At 61.8% G+C, this 14,650-nt stretch carries 18 protein-coding genes and 1 pseudogene; 10 read left to right on the top strand and 9 right to left on the bottom strand.

All coding sequences use genetic code 11. The features are described from left to right. The first annotated feature begins 90 nt into the window (after positions 1–90). Complete coding sequence (locus WC739_RS07925; protein WP_372952469.1) at positions 91–1,662, top strand: alkaline phosphatase family protein; 1,572 nt, start codon at positions 91–93, stop codon at positions 1,660–1,662. A 45-nt stretch (positions 1,663–1,707) separates the two neighbouring features. Here the strand turns inward: WC739_RS07925 and WC739_RS07920 are convergent, their stop codons facing one another. Next, on the bottom strand, positions 1,708–3,030 hold the full coding sequence (locus tag WC739_RS07920; protein WP_372952468.1) for a PRC-barrel domain-containing protein: 1,323 nt from the start codon (positions 3,028–3,030) through the stop codon (positions 1,708–1,710). A 305-nt stretch (positions 3,031–3,335) separates the two neighbouring features. On the opposite strand from WC739_RS07920, the gene WC739_RS07915 reads away from it, so the two are divergent. Continuing rightward, positions 3,336–4,256 carry a diacylglycerol kinase family protein gene (locus tag WC739_RS07915; protein ID WP_372952467.1) on the top strand — a complete coding sequence of 307 codons (921 nt, stop codon included), beginning with the start codon at positions 3,336–3,338 and terminating at the stop codon, positions 4,254–4,256. A gap of 56 nt (positions 4,257–4,312) precedes the next feature. On the opposite strand, the gene WC739_RS07910 is transcribed toward WC739_RS07915, so the two are convergent. Continuing rightward, entirely contained in the window at positions 4,313–4,489 is a 177-nt protein-coding gene (locus WC739_RS07910) for a hypothetical protein (protein ID WP_372952466.1), read from the bottom strand. 184 nt (positions 4,490–4,673) lie between these two features. On the opposite strand from WC739_RS07910, the gene WC739_RS07905 reads away from it, so the two are divergent. Beyond that, positions 4,674–6,188, top strand: a complete 1,515-nt coding sequence (locus tag WC739_RS07905) for a sensor histidine kinase (protein ID WP_372952465.1) — start codon at positions 4,674–4,676, stop codon at positions 6,186–6,188. Between the two features lie 12 nt (positions 6,189–6,200). On the opposite strand, the gene WC739_RS07900 is transcribed toward WC739_RS07905, so the two are convergent. The 3 genes from WC739_RS07900 to WC739_RS07890 form a co-directional block, all read right to left on the bottom strand. Continuing rightward, complete coding sequence (locus WC739_RS07900; protein WP_372952464.1) at positions 6,201–6,659, bottom strand: hypothetical protein; 459 nt, start codon at positions 6,657–6,659, stop codon at positions 6,201–6,203. Positions 6,660–6,670: 11 nt separating this feature from the next. Next, entirely contained in the window at positions 6,671–6,997 is a 327-nt protein-coding gene (locus WC739_RS07895) for a YqjD family protein (RefSeq protein ID WP_372952463.1), read from the bottom strand. A gap of 127 nt (positions 6,998–7,124) precedes the next feature. Beyond that, complete coding sequence (locus WC739_RS07890) at positions 7,125–7,886, bottom strand: Crp/Fnr family transcriptional regulator (protein ID WP_372952492.1); 762 nt, start codon at positions 7,884–7,886, stop codon at positions 7,125–7,127. 146 nt (positions 7,887–8,032) lie between these two features. Here WC739_RS07890 and WC739_RS07885 point away from each other — a divergent pair, with 146 nt between their 5' ends. Beyond that, on the top strand, positions 8,033–8,413 hold the full coding sequence (locus tag WC739_RS07885; RefSeq protein WP_372952462.1) for a response regulator: 381 nt from the start codon (positions 8,033–8,035) through the stop codon (positions 8,411–8,413). Positions 8,414–8,458: 45 nt separating this feature from the next. Here WC739_RS07885 and WC739_RS07880 read toward each other — a convergent pair whose 3' ends face one another. Together WC739_RS07880 and WC739_RS07875 are read right to left on the bottom strand one after the other, a co-directional pair. After that, a complete protein-coding gene (locus WC739_RS07880; RefSeq protein WP_224665984.1) occupies positions 8,459–9,010 on the bottom strand; it encodes a sigma-70 family RNA polymerase sigma factor in 552 nt (183 codons plus the stop codon). A 3-nt stretch (positions 9,011–9,013) separates the two neighbouring features. Then, complete coding sequence (locus tag WC739_RS07875; RefSeq protein ID WP_372952461.1) at positions 9,014–9,217, bottom strand: NepR family anti-sigma factor; 204 nt, start codon at positions 9,215–9,217, stop codon at positions 9,014–9,016. 222 nt (positions 9,218–9,439) lie between these two features. Here WC739_RS07875 and WC739_RS07870 point away from each other — a divergent pair, with 222 nt between their 5' ends. From WC739_RS07870 to WC739_RS07845, 6 genes are all read left to right on the top strand, one after another. Next, entirely contained in the window at positions 9,440–10,234 is a 795-nt protein-coding gene (locus tag WC739_RS07870; protein ID WP_372952460.1) for a response regulator, read from the top strand. Positions 10,235–10,429: 195 nt separating this feature from the next. Beyond that, the gene (locus tag WC739_RS07865) at positions 10,430–10,594 is read left to right on the top strand and encodes a DUF1328 domain-containing protein (protein WP_372952459.1); all 165 of its coding nucleotides are present in this window, start codon (positions 10,430–10,432) and stop codon (positions 10,592–10,594) included. Between the two features lie 196 nt (positions 10,595–10,790). Continuing rightward, a complete protein-coding gene (locus WC739_RS07860; RefSeq protein WP_372952458.1) occupies positions 10,791–11,822 on the top strand; it encodes a sensor histidine kinase in 1,032 nt (343 codons plus the stop codon). Between the two features lie 124 nt (positions 11,823–11,946). Continuing rightward, the gene (locus WC739_RS07855) at positions 11,947–12,126 is read left to right on the top strand and encodes a hypothetical protein (RefSeq protein ID WP_372952457.1); all 180 of its coding nucleotides are present in this window, start codon (positions 11,947–11,949) and stop codon (positions 12,124–12,126) included. Between the two features lie 182 nt (positions 12,127–12,308). Then, on the top strand, positions 12,309–12,635 hold the full coding sequence (locus WC739_RS07850) for a hypothetical protein (RefSeq protein ID WP_372952456.1): 327 nt from the start codon (positions 12,309–12,311) through the stop codon (positions 12,633–12,635). An 83-nt stretch (positions 12,636–12,718) separates the two neighbouring features. Further along, entirely contained in the window at positions 12,719–12,964 is a 246-nt protein-coding gene (locus WC739_RS07845) for a YMGG-like glycine zipper-containing protein (RefSeq protein ID WP_372952455.1), read from the top strand. A gap of 184 nt (positions 12,965–13,148) precedes the next feature. On the opposite strand, the gene WC739_RS07840 is transcribed toward WC739_RS07845, so the two are convergent. Both WC739_RS07840 and WC739_RS07835 read right to left on the bottom strand, forming a co-directional pair. After that, positions 13,149–13,949 (bottom strand): ATP-binding cassette domain-containing protein, encoded by an 801-nt coding sequence (locus WC739_RS07840; protein WP_372952454.1) that lies wholly within the window; start codon positions 13,947–13,949, stop codon positions 13,149–13,151. A 14-nt stretch (positions 13,950–13,963) separates the two neighbouring features. Then, positions 13,964–14,650 (bottom strand): annotated as a pseudogene (locus WC739_RS07835) (sugar ABC transporter permease); the annotation flags it as partial.

Raw genomic sequence — 14,650 nt, 5'->3', positions numbered from 1 at the left:
TCACCGATTGACCATTGGAAACGGTCTTGCGCCATAGACGGAAATCGGCTCCATGGGCAGCGTTCGAACGTGCCGGGAAAGGTGTCGCAAGTGGCTGGAGCAGATAGGCGCCCCAACGTCCTGCTGATCACCTGCGACCAGTGGCGAGGCGATTGCCTGTCGGCCGCGGGCCATCCGGTGGTGCGGACGCCAAATGCCGACGCGCTGGCCGCCGAGGGTGTGCTGTTCAGGCGTCACTATGCCGGCGCGGCGCCCTGCTCACCGGCCCGCGCCTGCCTCTACACCGGCCTCTACCAGATGAACAACCGCGTCTGCCGCAACGGCACGCCGCTCGACGCCCGCCACTCCAATATCGCGCTGCATGCCCGTAGCCTCGACTATGACCCGACGCTGTTCGGCTACACCGACGTGTCGCTCGATCCGCGCCTGCTGGCACCCGGCGACCCGAGGCTGCGAAGCTACGAAGGCGTGCTGCCGGGCTTCACGGTCCGCCAGTTGCTACCCGAGCATCAAAAGCAGTGGCTGTCCTGGCTGAAGCAGCGGGGCATCGATGTCAGCGCCGGATCGCCCGATATTCATCGCCCGCTGAAAGGTGACGAGCCCGGCGCCAATGTCAGCAACGCCCCACCCGTCTATTCCAGCGACGAAACCCCGGCCGCCTTCCTGACCGGCGAATTCACCCGCTGGCTCGGTGAGCACGATCAGGCAGCGCCATGGTTCGCGCATCTTTCGTTCATCAGCCCGCATCCGCCATTCATCGTGCCGGAGCCCTACAACACACTATACGATCCGTCAGAGGGCCCGGCGTTCCGCCGCGCGGCCACCTGGCAGGCAGAGGCGCAGAGCCACCCCTATCTTGCCTTTGACCTCGACCGGCAGAGACAGGCCAAGTTCCGTCCGGGCGCCGGCGGCATGGTACGCGATTGGAGCGAGGACGACTTTCGCCGCATCCGCGCCATCTACTATGGCATGATCTCCGAAATGGATGCCCAGCTTGGCCGCGTCTGGCAAGCGGTCAAGGCCGCCGGCGCATGGGATGACACCATCATCGTGCTGACCTCCGACCATGCCGAAATGATGGGCGACCATTTCATGCTGGGCAAGGGCGGCTATTTCGACGGCAGCTATCACATCCCGCTGATCATTCGCGACCCGCGCAGCGGCAGCACAGCGGGCAACACGGTCGATCGCTACACCGAAGCAGTCGACATCTTCCCCACGCTGCTCGACCTGTTGCGCGGGGCGCCCGAACCACATCTTGACGGTTGTTCGCTGAAGCCATTCCTGGGCGGCGAATGCCCCGTCGCCTGGCGAGAAGCGGCCCACTGGGAGTTCGATTTCCGCTCGGTTGCCGATGGCGAAGCCGAACGTCATTTTGGCATTGGCTCACGGCAATGCAACCTTGCCGTCATCCGCACCGAAAAGTTCAAATATGTGCATTTTGGCGGTGGCCTGCCGCCACTGCTGTTCGACCTCGGCGTGGACCCTGGCGAAATGGTCAATCTCGCCCCCGACCCTGCCTATCTCGGCGTAAGGGTGGAATTCGCCGAGCGTCTCCTGTCGTGGCGGGCCGAACATCTTGACCAATCATTGGCGCTTGCCGAACTGACGGGCCTTGGCGTGATGGGTCATCTCTCCGGTTCGCCGTCCCGGCTGACGTAAAAAAGGCCCGCGCGTTGCGGGCCTTTTTCTCAGTTGCCAGGGTTGTTAGCGGACGATCAGCCGCTGCTGGTCGCGCTGCTGCGCGTAGCTGCCCTTGTCATAGGCGGTCTGCGCCTCCAGCTGCTCCTTGGTGAAGGTGGTGTAGAGGTACTTGTTGCCGTCCTTGTCGGTCATGAACTTCAGATTATCCATGCCGACCGCCACTTCCTTTTCACCCATGCCGAGGAAGCCACCGACATCTACGATCACCGCGTCGGCCTTGTTGTCGGAGGTCAGGATGACATCGCCGATCTCACCCACCTTGGCGTCATTGGCGCCATAGACGGTTGTGCCTTTCAGATCGTCACCCCTGATTTCGCCGACCGGCATTTCCGTCAGCGTCGACTTGTCGATCGCGGCCGTCTCGGTGTTATCGGGAGCGGCTGCATCCGGCGTTGCCGCAGGAGCATTTGCCGCCTGGTCCGCAGGAGCTGCGGCAGGCGCCGTCTCACTGGAAGGCGCGGCGGCCGGTGCTGTCGCTGCCGGCTCGTTGGAAGCCGTCGTTGCCGGCACCGGATCATAGGCCTTGCGGTCGAAATCCGGCAGGGCCTCGAGCTCTTCCTTGGTGGCCTGCGCCACCAGCCAGCGATCGCCATTCTTCTCGGCCCACTGGGCCTTGCCGAAATCATAGGCGACGTTCTTCTCGCCGAGGCCGAGGAAGCCGCCGACCCCAATGATCAGGGATTGCGCTTTGCCTTCCTTGGTCAGCACGATATCGTTGACGTCGCCGATGTTCTGCGCGTCGTCCGCCGTGCCATTGTAGACGGTTTCGCCGACAATGTTGGTCGCGAGATTCCCTTCCGCCCGTTTCACCGGGGCGGCGTTCATGTCGACAGGCGCCTGAGCGGCGTCCGTCGTTGCGGGCGCTGCAGGCGCGGCTTCGGTCGAGGCAGCTGGCGCCGGCGTTGCGGCATAGGGCTTGCTGTCGAACTCCGGCTGCGCCGTCAACTCGTCCTTGGTCCCCTGGGCAACCAGCCAGCGGTCACCGTTCTTTTCGGCCCATTGCATCTTCGCATAGTCGAAAGCGACGCTCTTGGTGCCCACGCCCAGAAAACCACCGACGTCGATGATGATCGACTTGGCCTGGCCGTCCTTGTCGAAAACGACGTCGCTGACCTTGCCGATATTCTCCGCGTCGTCGCCGGCGCCATTGTAGACTGTTTCGCCAATGATGTTGCTGACGATGACGCCATCGGCGCGAGCCACCGGAGCGGTCGTCGCGTTATCCTGGACGACAGGGGCGTCCGAAGGAGCCGGAGCGGTTTGCGCATAAGCGCCGGTCGCGATCAGCGTTGCGAGTGCGGTCGTGGCTAAAAGATTGCGGATCATGATGGTTCTCCTAAACGTGATTTCATGAACGCCGCGCCTCACCGGGCGCGGGATCGTCTTGCGAGTTCACAACGTTGTGAACCTTGGGTTGTTCCGACAAAAACGCTGTCGGCGATCATTGACGGGTTCGAGGCGAGGACATTCATCTGCCACAGAATCTTTCGGCCGCTGACGAACGGAACCTTTCCGCAGCCAACGCGTTCCAGCCGCTGGCTGGGTGTCTGCCAGCCGTTGCGGTTATCGAAAGGCGCCGGCGCGGTGCTTGAATAACGCCGGATCGGGCGTTTCATTAAACGGAGTGGGGCATGAAATTTGCGGCGGTGCTTAACCGTGACGGCGGCACCTTGCGCACCATCGACCTCGCTGCCTTCTCCGACAGGATTCATCAGACACTCGAGGCGGCTGGGCATTCGATCAGCATCGAGACCGTTGCTGGCAAGGAGATCGTGGAGGCGCTCGACAGAGTGGCATCCCGCAGCTCCGTCGACGTCGTATTGGCAGGTGGCGGTGACGGCACCATTTCGGCGGCGGCCGCCCGGCTGATGGGCAAGAAAAAGGCGCTGGCCATATTGCCCGCCGGCACGATGAACCTGTTTGCGCGCGGGCTGGGCATTCCACAATCCATCGATGCGGCGCTGAACGCTTTCGCTGACGGAGAAATCATCGCTGTCGATATTGCGACGGCCAACGGGCGGCCTTTTGTCCATCAATTCTCGATCGGCATGCATGCCAAGATGGTGCAACTGCGCGAGAAGATGGAGTTCGGATCGCGTGTGGGAAAGATCCGCGCGTCGGCAAAGGCAGCCTGGGAGACGATCAACAACCCCCCGAAGATGGACGTCACGCTCTGCATTGGCGAAGTGGAGATGGCGACCCGCATAACCGGCATCGGCGTCACCAACAATCTGTTCGGCGAAGGCCATCTGCCCTATGCCGACAACCCGGCGGGCGGTGTACTCGGCATATATGTGACCGTGGCGCGCCAGCGCGCGGAACTGGTGAAGTTCTTCTTCAACATGGCGCGCGGCAAATGGCGCGACAACGAGCATGTCGAGATCCACCAGGCCGCCAGGGTTGTCCTGAAAATACATTCGGGAAGCAGCAAGTTTCGGGCCGTCCTGGACGGCGAACTGATCAAGCTGGATCGTGAAACAACGATCGAAATCCACCCTGGCGCCCTGAATGTCCTGGTGCCCGCCAGCGTCGCCAAGGCAAAGGCCGCCTGATGCGACGGCCGTTTCACTCTTTCCATGGAATGGCCCTAGCCTTGCCTGCAATGGCCCTAGCCACCGATCGGCGCGTTTCCCTCCCCGGTAGCCGGCGTCTTGGCCATCTCACCGTAGATTTCGGCTATGCCCCAGGCGGCGATGGCCAGAAGCAACGCTGCTATCAGGATCCGCAAACCATGCCGGCCCCAGCGACCCTGGCGCGCCTTGTTCTCCGGAATGATCTTGGTCATGCTCGATCCTTGTATGGTTTTGCGCCAGCTGGCGGGTCCTCCAAGAGATGGTCCGGTAACAGTTCCTTACTAGGATGGTTCCGAGAAGCGGTTTGGCCCGCGACCGGATCCGACGCCGGTAAATCGACAAGCCGGAGCGGACCAGGACGAGGCATCGGGGACCAGAGTGAGTAACGAGCCGGAAATGCTCCCGGTCCTGCCGGCTGAAGTCGCGCGCGCGGTCGAGGATCAAGACCGGCTGGCGGTGCTGCGCGGGCTGGAAATGCTGGATACGGCAGCAGACGCGGATTTCGATCGCGTCAGCACCCTCGCCGCGGCCGTGATGAAGGCGCCGATCGCCCTGGTCACGCTGCTCGACAACAAGCGCCAATGGTTCAAATCCTGCCTCGGCCTGGACGAGACCGAGACGGCGACTGACATCTCCTTTTGCGCCCATGCGATTGCCGCCGGTGACGAACCGATGGTGGTGACGGATGCAACGGCGGACCCGCGTTTCTCAGCCAACCCTCTGGTCACCGGCAAGCACCAGATCCGCTTCTACGCAGGCGCCCCCATGGTGGTGGCGGGCGCCCGCATCGGCACGCTCTGTGTGCTCGACCGAACGCCGCACCCTTTCCCCTCCGCAGCCGAACTCGACCAGCTGAAGATGCTCGCCAGCCTCGCCGCCAGCCTGTTCACCTTGAAGGACGCGACACGCAGCGGCGCCATCGCCGAAGTGGCGCTTGCGCGCGAGGAGAAGCGGCGCGCCATCGCGCTCGACGCGGCTTCGCTTGCCAGCTGGGCGTGGGACATCCGTGACGACGTCATCGACTGCGACGCCTTGCTGCCTGAACTGTTCAACCTGCCGAGCTCGACCCGGCTGCGGGCGCGAGACATCCTCGCCGCGATCGATCCCCGCGACGTCCACCAGACCGAAGCCCGCTTTCGCGATGCCCTGGCGGGCGGCGACGATTATTTCGGCGAATACCGGGTGAAAGGCTTCCACCCGCCGCGCTGGATCGCCACGCGCGGCCGGATCATCGACCGCGACGGAGACGGCAAGCCGACGCTTATCTTCGGCGTCAACTACGACATATCCGAACGCAAGCTTGGCGAAGAGCGGCAGAGGTTGTTGCTGCGGGAATTGAACCACCGCGTCAAGAATACGCTGGCCACTGTGCAGGCGCTTGCGACGCAGACCGTGCGCCATGCCCGCCGGCCAAGCGAATTCCTCGAGGCTTTCGGCTCGAGGCTACAGGCCCTGGGCGTCGCCCACAATTTGTTGTCCGACCGCGAGTGGCGCGGCATCGGCATCCGCGAGCTCGTCCAGCTGGAAGTCAGGCCCTTCGACAATGCCGAGCAGCCGCGCATGACCATCTCCGGCGCCGATCTGTTGCTGTCGCCAGACCAGGCGGTCGGCCTTGGCCTGATCCTGCATGAGTTGGCCAGCAACGCGCTGCAATATGGATCTCTTTCGGTGGCATCCGGCATGGTCGATCTGAGCTGGACAACTCAGGGCGGCAAGGGCAATCGGCGCCTGGTGCTGACCTGGAGCGAAAGCGGCGGGCCACCTGTTGCCCCGCCGGAGCGACAGGGCTTCGGATCGATCCTCATCCGCCGCAGCCTCGCCAAGATCATTTCAAGCGAAGTCACTCACGAATTTCGGCCGGAAGGCGTGTTCGCGGAAATATCGTTGCCGTTGGAAGAGCTCTCGAAGTAACCGGCGACGAGTTTACCGCAAATTACCGGGGTCTCGGTCGCCGGGCTTCGTGTTCTCGCGGTATATGGCGTAGGCGACGAGTGCCGCCGCCGGACCGAGGATGATGCCCAGCCCGCTTTTCCCCTTCAGCAATGTAGGCAGCACGGCGAGGGCTGCCGTGACGCCGATGGCCGTCATGTCGGCCTTGCGGCGCTCTGCCCGACGCCGCACGCGCGAACCCTTCGCGATCTGGTAGATGAGCAGGATAAGGCCGGCGATGACAAGGAAGCCGGCGCCGAAACTCAGCGCCGCCACCTGCGATCCATAGCGGTTCGCCATCCAGATATAGGCCGCTCCGATAAGAAAGCCCACGCCGCACAGCGCCGCGATCCCGGCCAGCAAATAGACCATTGCCGCCGTGCGCGCACGGCGCATGGCGGCAACGGTTTCGCCCGAGGCCAAACCGGTAATGAGGGATGCCAGCATTCCCATCTGCAAAGCGACTAGCGGCGCGCGAGAAGCGCGAAGAGAAAGCCTGCACCAGCCGCGATAGCCAGCGAGGTGACCGGCTTTTCTCGTACATTCGCCAGCAGCTGTGCCTCGATGTCCCTGGCGTTGCCGCGCAGCGTTTCAAACGCTGCTTCGCCCTGCACGCGCAATTGCTCGACGCCCTCGGTGGCCGCGCGGCGGGCTGTGCCGTAGCCATGCTCGCCGGTCTTGGCCAATTGCTTGGTGAGCATGTCGATGTCGGCTTTCAACTGCCTGATATCGGCCTCAAGATCCGCATTGGCACGGTTTTCTGTGGCGGTCGTTCCTGCGGCGGTTGCCATTGCTTAACTCCTTGTGATTGCTCGATTTCAAACGCGCCGTATGCCTCAAGGTTCCCGGATCGCAATAAAGTACCCCAAAACGCGGACACATGCACCAGATCCTCCGCTTCATGGTAAAGCTGTCGCCTCATATCAGCGGCCGCCTCGATTCCCCGAGCCCTTCCCAACCGGCAAGCTGCTTGAGCCCTTGATTGTCTATCACCTCGCAGCCTCCATCGCGCCAGACGATCAGCTTGCGATCCATCAGCTTGCGAATCGTCTTGTTGGTGTGGACAAGCGACAGCCCGAGCGTATCGGCGATGTGCTGCTGGGTAACCGGTATCTGCACATATTGCCTGCCATTCAGCCCGACCTTCCTGGCGCGGCTGCCGATGAACGCGATGAGATAGGCAGCGCGTTCGAGCGCGCTGCGTCGCCCGATGCTGAGAAGATTCTCGTCCAGCATGCGCTCCTCGCGCGAGGCGATCCAGGTTATGTCATAGGCCAGACCAGGATGATTGCGGTAGAGTTCTTGCAGGGACTCGCGCTCGAAGACGCAAAGCAGCATCGGCGACAGCGCTTCGACGGAATGCTGCATCTCGCCCATCACGCTGCCTTGCAAGCCGATGAGGTCGCCCGGCATAAGATAGTTGAGGATCTGGCGGCGGCCGTCCTGCAGCAGCTTGTAGCGGAAAGCCCAGCCCGAAAGCACCGTGTAGAGATGTGCGCTGTGGCTCCCCTCGACCAGCACCGTGGCTCCCTTGTCGACCGCGAGTTCGCCCTTCTTGAACTTGCTGATGAAAGCCAGTTCCGATTTTTCGAAGTCGCGAAAAACCGGCAACGGCCGCAACGGACAGATTTCGCAAGGATACTGACGACCGGAGCCAACGCGGCTGCCCTGATCTGACATCATAACCCCTCTTCGAAGCCACCCCCCAGCGGGTCGGCTCAAACCGGTTCACTCGATCGCCACCTCGCGGCCGCGACATGTCTTTTTTAAATGACATCACACGAATTAGCGATCATGACTTCCGACGTTTCAAGGAGTTGTTGACTGTGCCCCCATTGCTAGACGGATTGCGGATTCTTGTCCTTGAAGATGAATTTCTCATCGCAATGGATGTCGAGCAGCTTTGCCGCGACAATGGCGCAGTCGAGGTGGCGATCGCTCGCGACCTGACGGAGATCGATGGCCAGGAAATTGCGTCGATGTTCGACGGGGCGATCGTCGATCTCATGCTGGGCGGCACCTCGACACTCGACTTCGCCTTTGGTCTTCGCGAAGCCGGCGTCCCGTTCGTGTTTGCCTCGGGCTATACCGATGCCAGCGAGATCAAGGCATCGTTTCCCGGAGTGAAACTGATCGGCAAACCCTATGCTGGAGAGGACCTCGTTAGGGCGCTTGCCGAGGCCTGCGGGCGCACCGCCGTCGGCTAAGACACCGAGCGGCCCGGTTGTCGGGCACGCTCCTTCTATCAACCATCAGGTCGCCGGCGATCCCGTCACCTGGGCGGATATGGCATCGGGCCCATACTCGTCTTCGCCGGAGATCTTCAGAATATCCTGCAATCGTGTACGGGCCCGGCTCACCCGGCTCTTGATCGTTCCGACCGCGCAACCGCAAATCTCGGCGGCCTCCTCATAGGAAAAGCCTGACGCGCCGATCAGGATGATGGCTTCACGCTGATCCTCTGGCAGTTGCTCGAGAGCGCCACGGAAATCCTTGAGGTCGAGCTGTCCATGCTGGGCCGGGTGAACGGCAAGCCTCGCCGTCATAATGCCATCGCTGTCCTGCACCTCGCGGCCGCGCTTGCGCATCTGAGAGTAGAACTCATTGCGCAGGATGGTGAACAACCAGGCCTTGAGATTGGTGCCGGGCTGGAAGCTCTCATGCTTGTCCCAGGCCTTGACCAGGGTTTCCTGGACAAGGTCGTCGGCCTTGTCGGAATTCTGCGTCAACGACACGGCAAACGCGCGCAAGCTCGGTATTGCCCCAAGCAGATCGGTCTTGAAGCCTTGGGAGACCGCGACCATGCCTCAGTCCTTTTTCTGGGCGGGTTCGGCCTGTTCCAGCTGGGAGAGCAGCTGGGCAAAGCGATCCGGCACATCGTCGGAGACGAGTTCGTCGTAATATTGTTTGAGTTTACGTCCGATCTCGGAGTTGGAACCGAGCGCATCCCCGGTGCCATCCCGGCGCCTTCCGGCAACGCCAGCCAGATTATCTTTCGTCATGTCCGTCATTTCGCCCTTGTATTCCCAGCCTTCCAAGCCGCCCTATATTACTCAATTCAACGCAAGCGGCATCCCCGTCTGGTCGCCCATCCCGCACTGAAACGCCTTCCCCTCACATTAGTTCCATCGAAGGTTGGAACTTTTTCCCAATGCGCGCGTTGTGGACAGGGCTTGCAATCAGCTTGACCTGCAATCTATGCAAACACGTCATTCTGAGGGAGACGTCTTACCATGAGTTTATCCGCTACCATCGCGCCGAACCTGCCGTTCCTGCGCCGCTTTTCGCGCGCCGTTTCCGGTTCGCAGGAGAGCGGCGATGCGCTGGTCGCCGCGATGCTCGAAGCCATCATCGCCGATGTCGAGATCTTCCCCGAAGCATCGAGCGACCGCATCGCGCTTTACAAGGTTTTCGCAAAGCTGTTCACGTCAGTGGCGATCCGCGTTCCCCAGGAGCATGCACAGTCGGCATGGGAACAACGCGCCGCGGCCAATCTGAACGCTCTTGCGCCACGTCCCCGCCAGGCGTTTCTGCTGGTTGCGGTGGAAGGCTTCAGCGAGGATGAAGCGGCCGAGATCCTCGATGTCGGAGACCAGGAGTTTTCAGAATTGCTTGCACAGGCGAGCAACGAGATTTCCCGCCAGGTGGCGACCGACGTGCTGATCATCGAAGACGAGCCGCTGATCGCCATGGATATAGAAGAAATGGTCGAGAGCCTTGGGCACCGTGTCGTCGGAACGGCGCGCACCCACGCTGAGGCGGTCGCCATGTTCGCCAAGACTCGGCCGAAGATGGTGCTGGCCGACATTCAGCTCGCCGATGGCAGTTCCGGCATCGAGGCCGTGAATGAGATCTTGTCGTCGACGTCCGTGCCGGTCATCTTCATCACCGCCTTCCCGGAGCGCCTGCTCACTGGCGAACGCCCAGAGCCCGCGTTCCTGGTCACGAAGCCGTTCAATCCGGATATGGTCAAGGCTCTGATAAGCCAGGCCCTGTTCTTCGATCGTCAGGCAAAGGCCGCCGCGTAAACCGCGACCTTTCGGCTACAATTCAAAAGGCCGTCCGCTGCGATGCAGCGGGCGGCCTTTTGGCAGGCTGGATCGCCTTCCGGAATGTCGGCCGCGTTTACCCCGAAAGGTTTGCAAGCATCGTCTTTTTCGGCAAAAGGTGGAACCAACCTCAGCCGATCACGTTTTTATCGCACCATTCGAAGGAGATGGACCATGCTGTACTGGGCGCTTGTATTTCTTGTCGTGGCGATCATCGCTGGGGCGCTTGGATTTGGCGGCATTGCCGGTACGTCCGCTGGCATAGCGCAGATCCTGTTCTTCATCTTCCTCGCGTTCCTGGTCATTTCGCTTCTTGCCGGCCTTATGAAGCGGGCGTGAGAACGACGACCAACTAGAACACTGGAAGCCGCACCCCTCAATCGGTTTCCAGCCACCGCCGGGTGGTGTCCCGCAAGGGACGCCGCCCGGCGGACCGCATTTTAGGACTGCGGATCGAGACTGCGGGAAGTCACAACGCTCGGGAACTCATTTGACAATGGGCCGTTCAGCCTGGGTTGGGTGGACATAACAAACAATGCGTACCAAGGCCTCGGACACCAATGAAGGCACGCAGGGCGAGGAAGTAATCGCCTTGCACCCCGCCGAAAACGGGATGCAGCTTGGCCGGGCCCTGCTCCACGCGCTCCATAATGCAGGCATTTCCGTTCTCTATCAGGATCGCGAGATGAAGACGGTATGGGCGCGCAACATGCGCGCGCCCTGGGCCTCTGGCAGCGCGGAAAGCAGTGACACGCTGCCGGCGGCGCAGGCGGAGCGCGTTGCAGCGGCCAAGCGCGACGTCATTGCTTCAGGCAACCCGCAATCCCTCGAGATCAACGTGCCCGCCGAAGATGGCGTCCGCTGGTTTCAGGTTTGGATCGACGCGGATCATGGCGATGGCGGTGCTGTCCAAGGCGTCGTCACCACCATGGTCGAAACGACCGACCAGAAACGCCGTGAGCAGACCCTGACGACGCTGCTGCGCGAGGTCAGCCATCGCTCCAAGAATCTGCTTGCGATCATTCAAAGCATAGCAACCCAGACCGGGCGCTATTCCGACACCATGGGCGACTTCCTGACACGCTTTCGCGGCCGGCTTCAATCGCTGGCCTCGTCGCAGGACCTTGTGACATCATCCAACTGGCGTGGCGCAGCGCTTCGTGAACTCGTCTCGGGCCAGGTCGGGCGGCATGGTGGCGACCCGCACGGCCTGCGCTTTCTCGGCCCGAATCCCTATCTCAATCCCAATGCCGCCCTGCATATCGGCCTGGCCATGCACGAACTTGCCGTCAACTCGGTCAGCTATGGCGCCCTGTCGCATGCCGACGGTTTCGTCGAAGTGACGGCCAATCTGACGGACAAGGGCGGCGACAACACCGAACTGTCGCTGACATGGGTCGAGAGGATACCGGAGGGCCACGCCGGCCGGAGCCAGAAGCGCTTCGGCAGCGTCGCGCTCGAGCGAGTTGTGCCCGCATCCCTAAACGGAACGGCCAAGCTCGATATTGCCCTTGATCGCCTCGAATACCGCCTTGTCGTTCCGCAGGGGAATTTCGAGACAGAGTGACTGCCGGCTCCGCGCACACGTCGCCCGGCCAGTCACAGAATGCCTTTCCCGTGGACGGTCTGGAACTTGTAGAGCCTTCGCACATTCCAATGCTGGACTTGCAGAATGACGCGGGAGGAATGCCTTGACGATCGCCGATATGAACAGGCTGGAGCACGCCGCGCATATGTCCATGGACGGGTTCCAGGACACCGAGGCAGCCTTACCGTCGTTTGATGTCCCTGCACTGACTTCTTCGCGCCTTGCTGCGATCGTCGCGAGCGCGGCAATCCTCATGGTCTCTTTGTTCCAGCTGTTTCGCTGACATCCAAATCCAGGCATGTCCGACACCGAGCACGCATCGGTGTGCTTCGGAACCGTCCTGCGTGGGGCCGGACGCCCTGCTCGTGCTGGGCGAGCTCCTGCCCCACACCATATTTTTTCCGAGTATCGTTGGGCAGGAACTTTGGCGGTCATGAGTCGTTACTGTGGCGAGAGGACGTCGCCATGGAACACATCGCCGCATTGCTGCTGGTAATCGGTTGCTCCAATACCATGGGGGAGTGCCGCGAACTTCCCGTACCTGTGAGCGTTTTCGCTTCTGCAGATCAATGCGTGGCCGAGCGGCCCTTCGCCATGGGTGACGTGCAGGGACAGGCGCAGCGCATCGTCGCAAAGTGCCTCCCGGTCGATCCAGCGCTGGAAGACGATTATGATCAGATCGTCTGGGCCGTGCGCCCGGATGGTACTCTCGACGCATCCCTTGCGGTTTCCAGCATGGTGATGGCATCGAACACGATACGCCCAGAAAAAGACTATCTTAGCCAACAATAGATTGCAGCAGCAAAGGCTGTCATTTCATGCTAAATGACGGCTGGAGCATATCCAAGTGAGGACACAAAGTGAGGAGCGACTCTATGCGGAAGATTCTTATTGCCATGGTTGCGGTTGTAGCGGTTAGCGGCTGCACGTCGACTGAACAGGACGTGGCTGGCGGCACTTTGATTGGTGCTGGTGTTGGCGGCCTGGTTGGTGGCGGCAAGGGAGCTTTGATCGGTGCCGCCGTCGGCGCCGGCTCGGGCCTGCTGGTGCGCAACCTGCGCAACGGCTATTGCCAGTATCGCGATCGTCGCGGCCGTATCTACACGGCACGCTGCAACTAATTCGCTGATACCCGGAATATTGAAATCCAGAGGCTGGTTTCCGGCCTCTGGATTTTTTTTGACTGCAACATCCCAGGACCATGAAACCGCTCGTCATTTCTTAACGGCGAGTTCCCCTGCTTCGCCAAGCGATGCGTGGCGATCGCAGCCTATGTCGTGATCAAATCGCTGCCTGCCGCGCGTGTCAGGCGGCGATCTTCAGCGCACCTGGCCCTGGAATGGCGCCGGGCGGGCACTTGCCCAGGATGATCATGCCCAGAACCTCGTCCTGGGTCACATCCGTGGTGCGCGCGGTGCCGACGACTTGGCCATTCTTCATGACGCAAACCCGGTCGGCGAGATCGAAGACGTCGTGGATGTCGTGGCTGATCAGGAAGATGCCGATGCCGTCGGACTTGAGCTGCTTGACCAGTTCGCCGACCTGCGCCGTCTCCTGCGGACCGAGCGCCGCCGTCGGCTCGTCCATGATCAGGATGCGTGCATTGAACAGGATGGCGCGCGCGATCGCGACTGACTGCCGCTGGCCGCCCGACAGCTTGATCACCGGTTCCTTGAAACGCTGGAAGCGGGGATTGAGCCGTCCCATCACCTTGCGCGCCTCTGCTTCCATGGCGACGTCGTCGAGCGTGCCCCACGCCGTCATCAGTTCGCGGCCAAGAAACAGATTGGCGGCGGCGTCGACATTGTCGGCCAGCGCCAGTGTCTGGTAGATCGTCTCGATGCCGTATTTCTTTGCTTCGCGCGGGTTGGAGATCGAAGCCTCCTGGCCATTGACAAAGATCTGGCCAGAATCCCGCTTGTAGGCGCCGGACAGGATCTTGATCAGCGTAGACTTGCCGGCGCCGTTATGGCCGAGCAGCGCAACGACCTCGCCGGGGAAAAGATCGATCGAGGCGTCGTCGACGGCGCGAATGCCGCCAAAGGCGATCGAGATGTTGCGCATATCGATCAGCGGTGTGCCGGCGGGAGCGTTTTGGTCGGCCATGTCGATTTCTCCCCCTAGACCCGCTTGCGATAGACTGTGTCGAGCCAGACGGCGATGACCAGCACGGCGCCGACGACGATGCTCTGCAGCGGCGAGTCGACGCCCAGCAAGACCATGCCCGATTGCAGCGACTGCATCAGCAGCGCGCCAAGCATGGCGCCGATGACGGTTCCCGAGCCGCCGGCAAGCGATGTGCCGCCGATGACGGCCGCGGCAATGACAAGCAGCTCGTCCAATGTTCCGAGCACGTTGGTCGCCGAATTCTGCCGGGCCGAGGAGATCGCGGCTGCGATCGTCGCCAGCACGCCCATGATCATGAACACTTTCATGGTGATCCAACGGGTGTTGATGCCGGCGAGATTGGCGGCCTCCGGATTGCCGCCGATGGCGAAGACGTACCGGCCGAAGCGGGTACGGTTGGTGATGAAGGTCATCACCAGTCCGACGGCGATTGCCATCAGCACCGGTATGGCGATGCCATGCGCGATGAACAGGCCGCCCGGGGGAACCGTGATGTTGTTGGCCGCCGCGTACCTGTTGACGATGCCGATAGGCCATGGATAGGAATTGGCGAGCCAGACGGCACCCAGGATGATGCCGCAGGTGACGACGCCGAGCAATGTCTCCGCCCAGATCGGCCGCAGCGGAAAACGAAAGCGCTTGCGCTGCACCCGCCCGTTGAACAGGGCGAATGCCACGGC

The sequence above is a fragment of the Mesorhizobium sp. genome (assembly GCF_041661565.1).
Classification (GTDB): domain Bacteria; phylum Pseudomonadota; class Alphaproteobacteria; order Rhizobiales; family Rhizobiaceae; genus Mesorhizobium.
Note: the sequence above shows the minus strand (reverse complement) of the source record. Positions and strands in the feature narration are given on the sequence as shown.

Excerpts from the sequence above, each read along its gene's own strand:
- WC739_RS07890 (WP_372952492.1), bottom strand. The coding sequence starts at position 7,886 with ATGTCAGATCAGGGCAGCCGCGTTGGCTCCGGTCGTCAGTATCCTTGC.
- WC739_RS07905 (WP_372952465.1), top strand. The coding sequence starts at position 4,674 with ATGCTCCCGGTCCTGCCGGCTGAAGTCGCGCGCGCGGTCGAGGATCAA.
- WC739_RS07920 (WP_372952468.1), bottom strand. The coding sequence starts at position 3,030 with ATGATCCGCAATCTTTTAGCCACGACCGCACTCGCAACGCTGATCGCG.
- WC739_RS07860 (WP_372952458.1), top strand. The coding sequence starts at position 10,791 with ATGCGTACCAAGGCCTCGGACACCAATGAAGGCACGCAGGGCGAGGAA.
- WC739_RS07870 (WP_372952460.1), top strand. The coding sequence starts at position 9,440 with ATGAGTTTATCCGCTACCATCGCGCCGAACCTGCCGTTCCTGCGCCGC.
- WC739_RS07910 (WP_372952466.1), bottom strand. The coding sequence starts at position 4,489 with ATGACCAAGATCATTCCGGAGAACAAGGCGCGCCAGGGTCGCTGGGGC.
- WC739_RS07865 (WP_372952459.1), top strand. The coding sequence starts at position 10,430 with ATGCTGTACTGGGCGCTTGTATTTCTTGTCGTGGCGATCATCGCTGGG.
- WC739_RS07915 (WP_372952467.1), top strand. The coding sequence starts at position 3,336 with ATGAAATTTGCGGCGGTGCTTAACCGTGACGGCGGCACCTTGCGCACC.
- WC739_RS07880 (WP_224665984.1), bottom strand. The coding sequence starts at position 9,010 with ATGGTCGCGGTCTCCCAAGGCTTCAAGACCGATCTGCTTGGGGCAATA.
- WC739_RS07900 (WP_372952464.1), bottom strand. The coding sequence starts at position 6,659 with ATGGGAATGCTGGCATCCCTCATTACCGGTTTGGCCTCGGGCGAAACC.
- WC739_RS07850 (WP_372952456.1), top strand. The coding sequence starts at position 12,309 with ATGGAACACATCGCCGCATTGCTGCTGGTAATCGGTTGCTCCAATACC.
- WC739_RS07840 (WP_372952454.1), bottom strand. The coding sequence starts at position 13,949 with ATGGCCGACCAAAACGCTCCCGCCGGCACACCGCTGATCGATATGCGC.
- WC739_RS07895 (WP_372952463.1), bottom strand. The coding sequence starts at position 6,997 with ATGGCAACCGCCGCAGGAACGACCGCCACAGAAAACCGTGCCAATGCG.
- WC739_RS07845 (WP_372952455.1), top strand. The coding sequence starts at position 12,719 with ATGCGGAAGATTCTTATTGCCATGGTTGCGGTTGTAGCGGTTAGCGGC.
- WC739_RS07875 (WP_372952461.1), bottom strand. The coding sequence starts at position 9,217 with ATGACGGACATGACGAAAGATAATCTGGCTGGCGTTGCCGGAAGGCGC.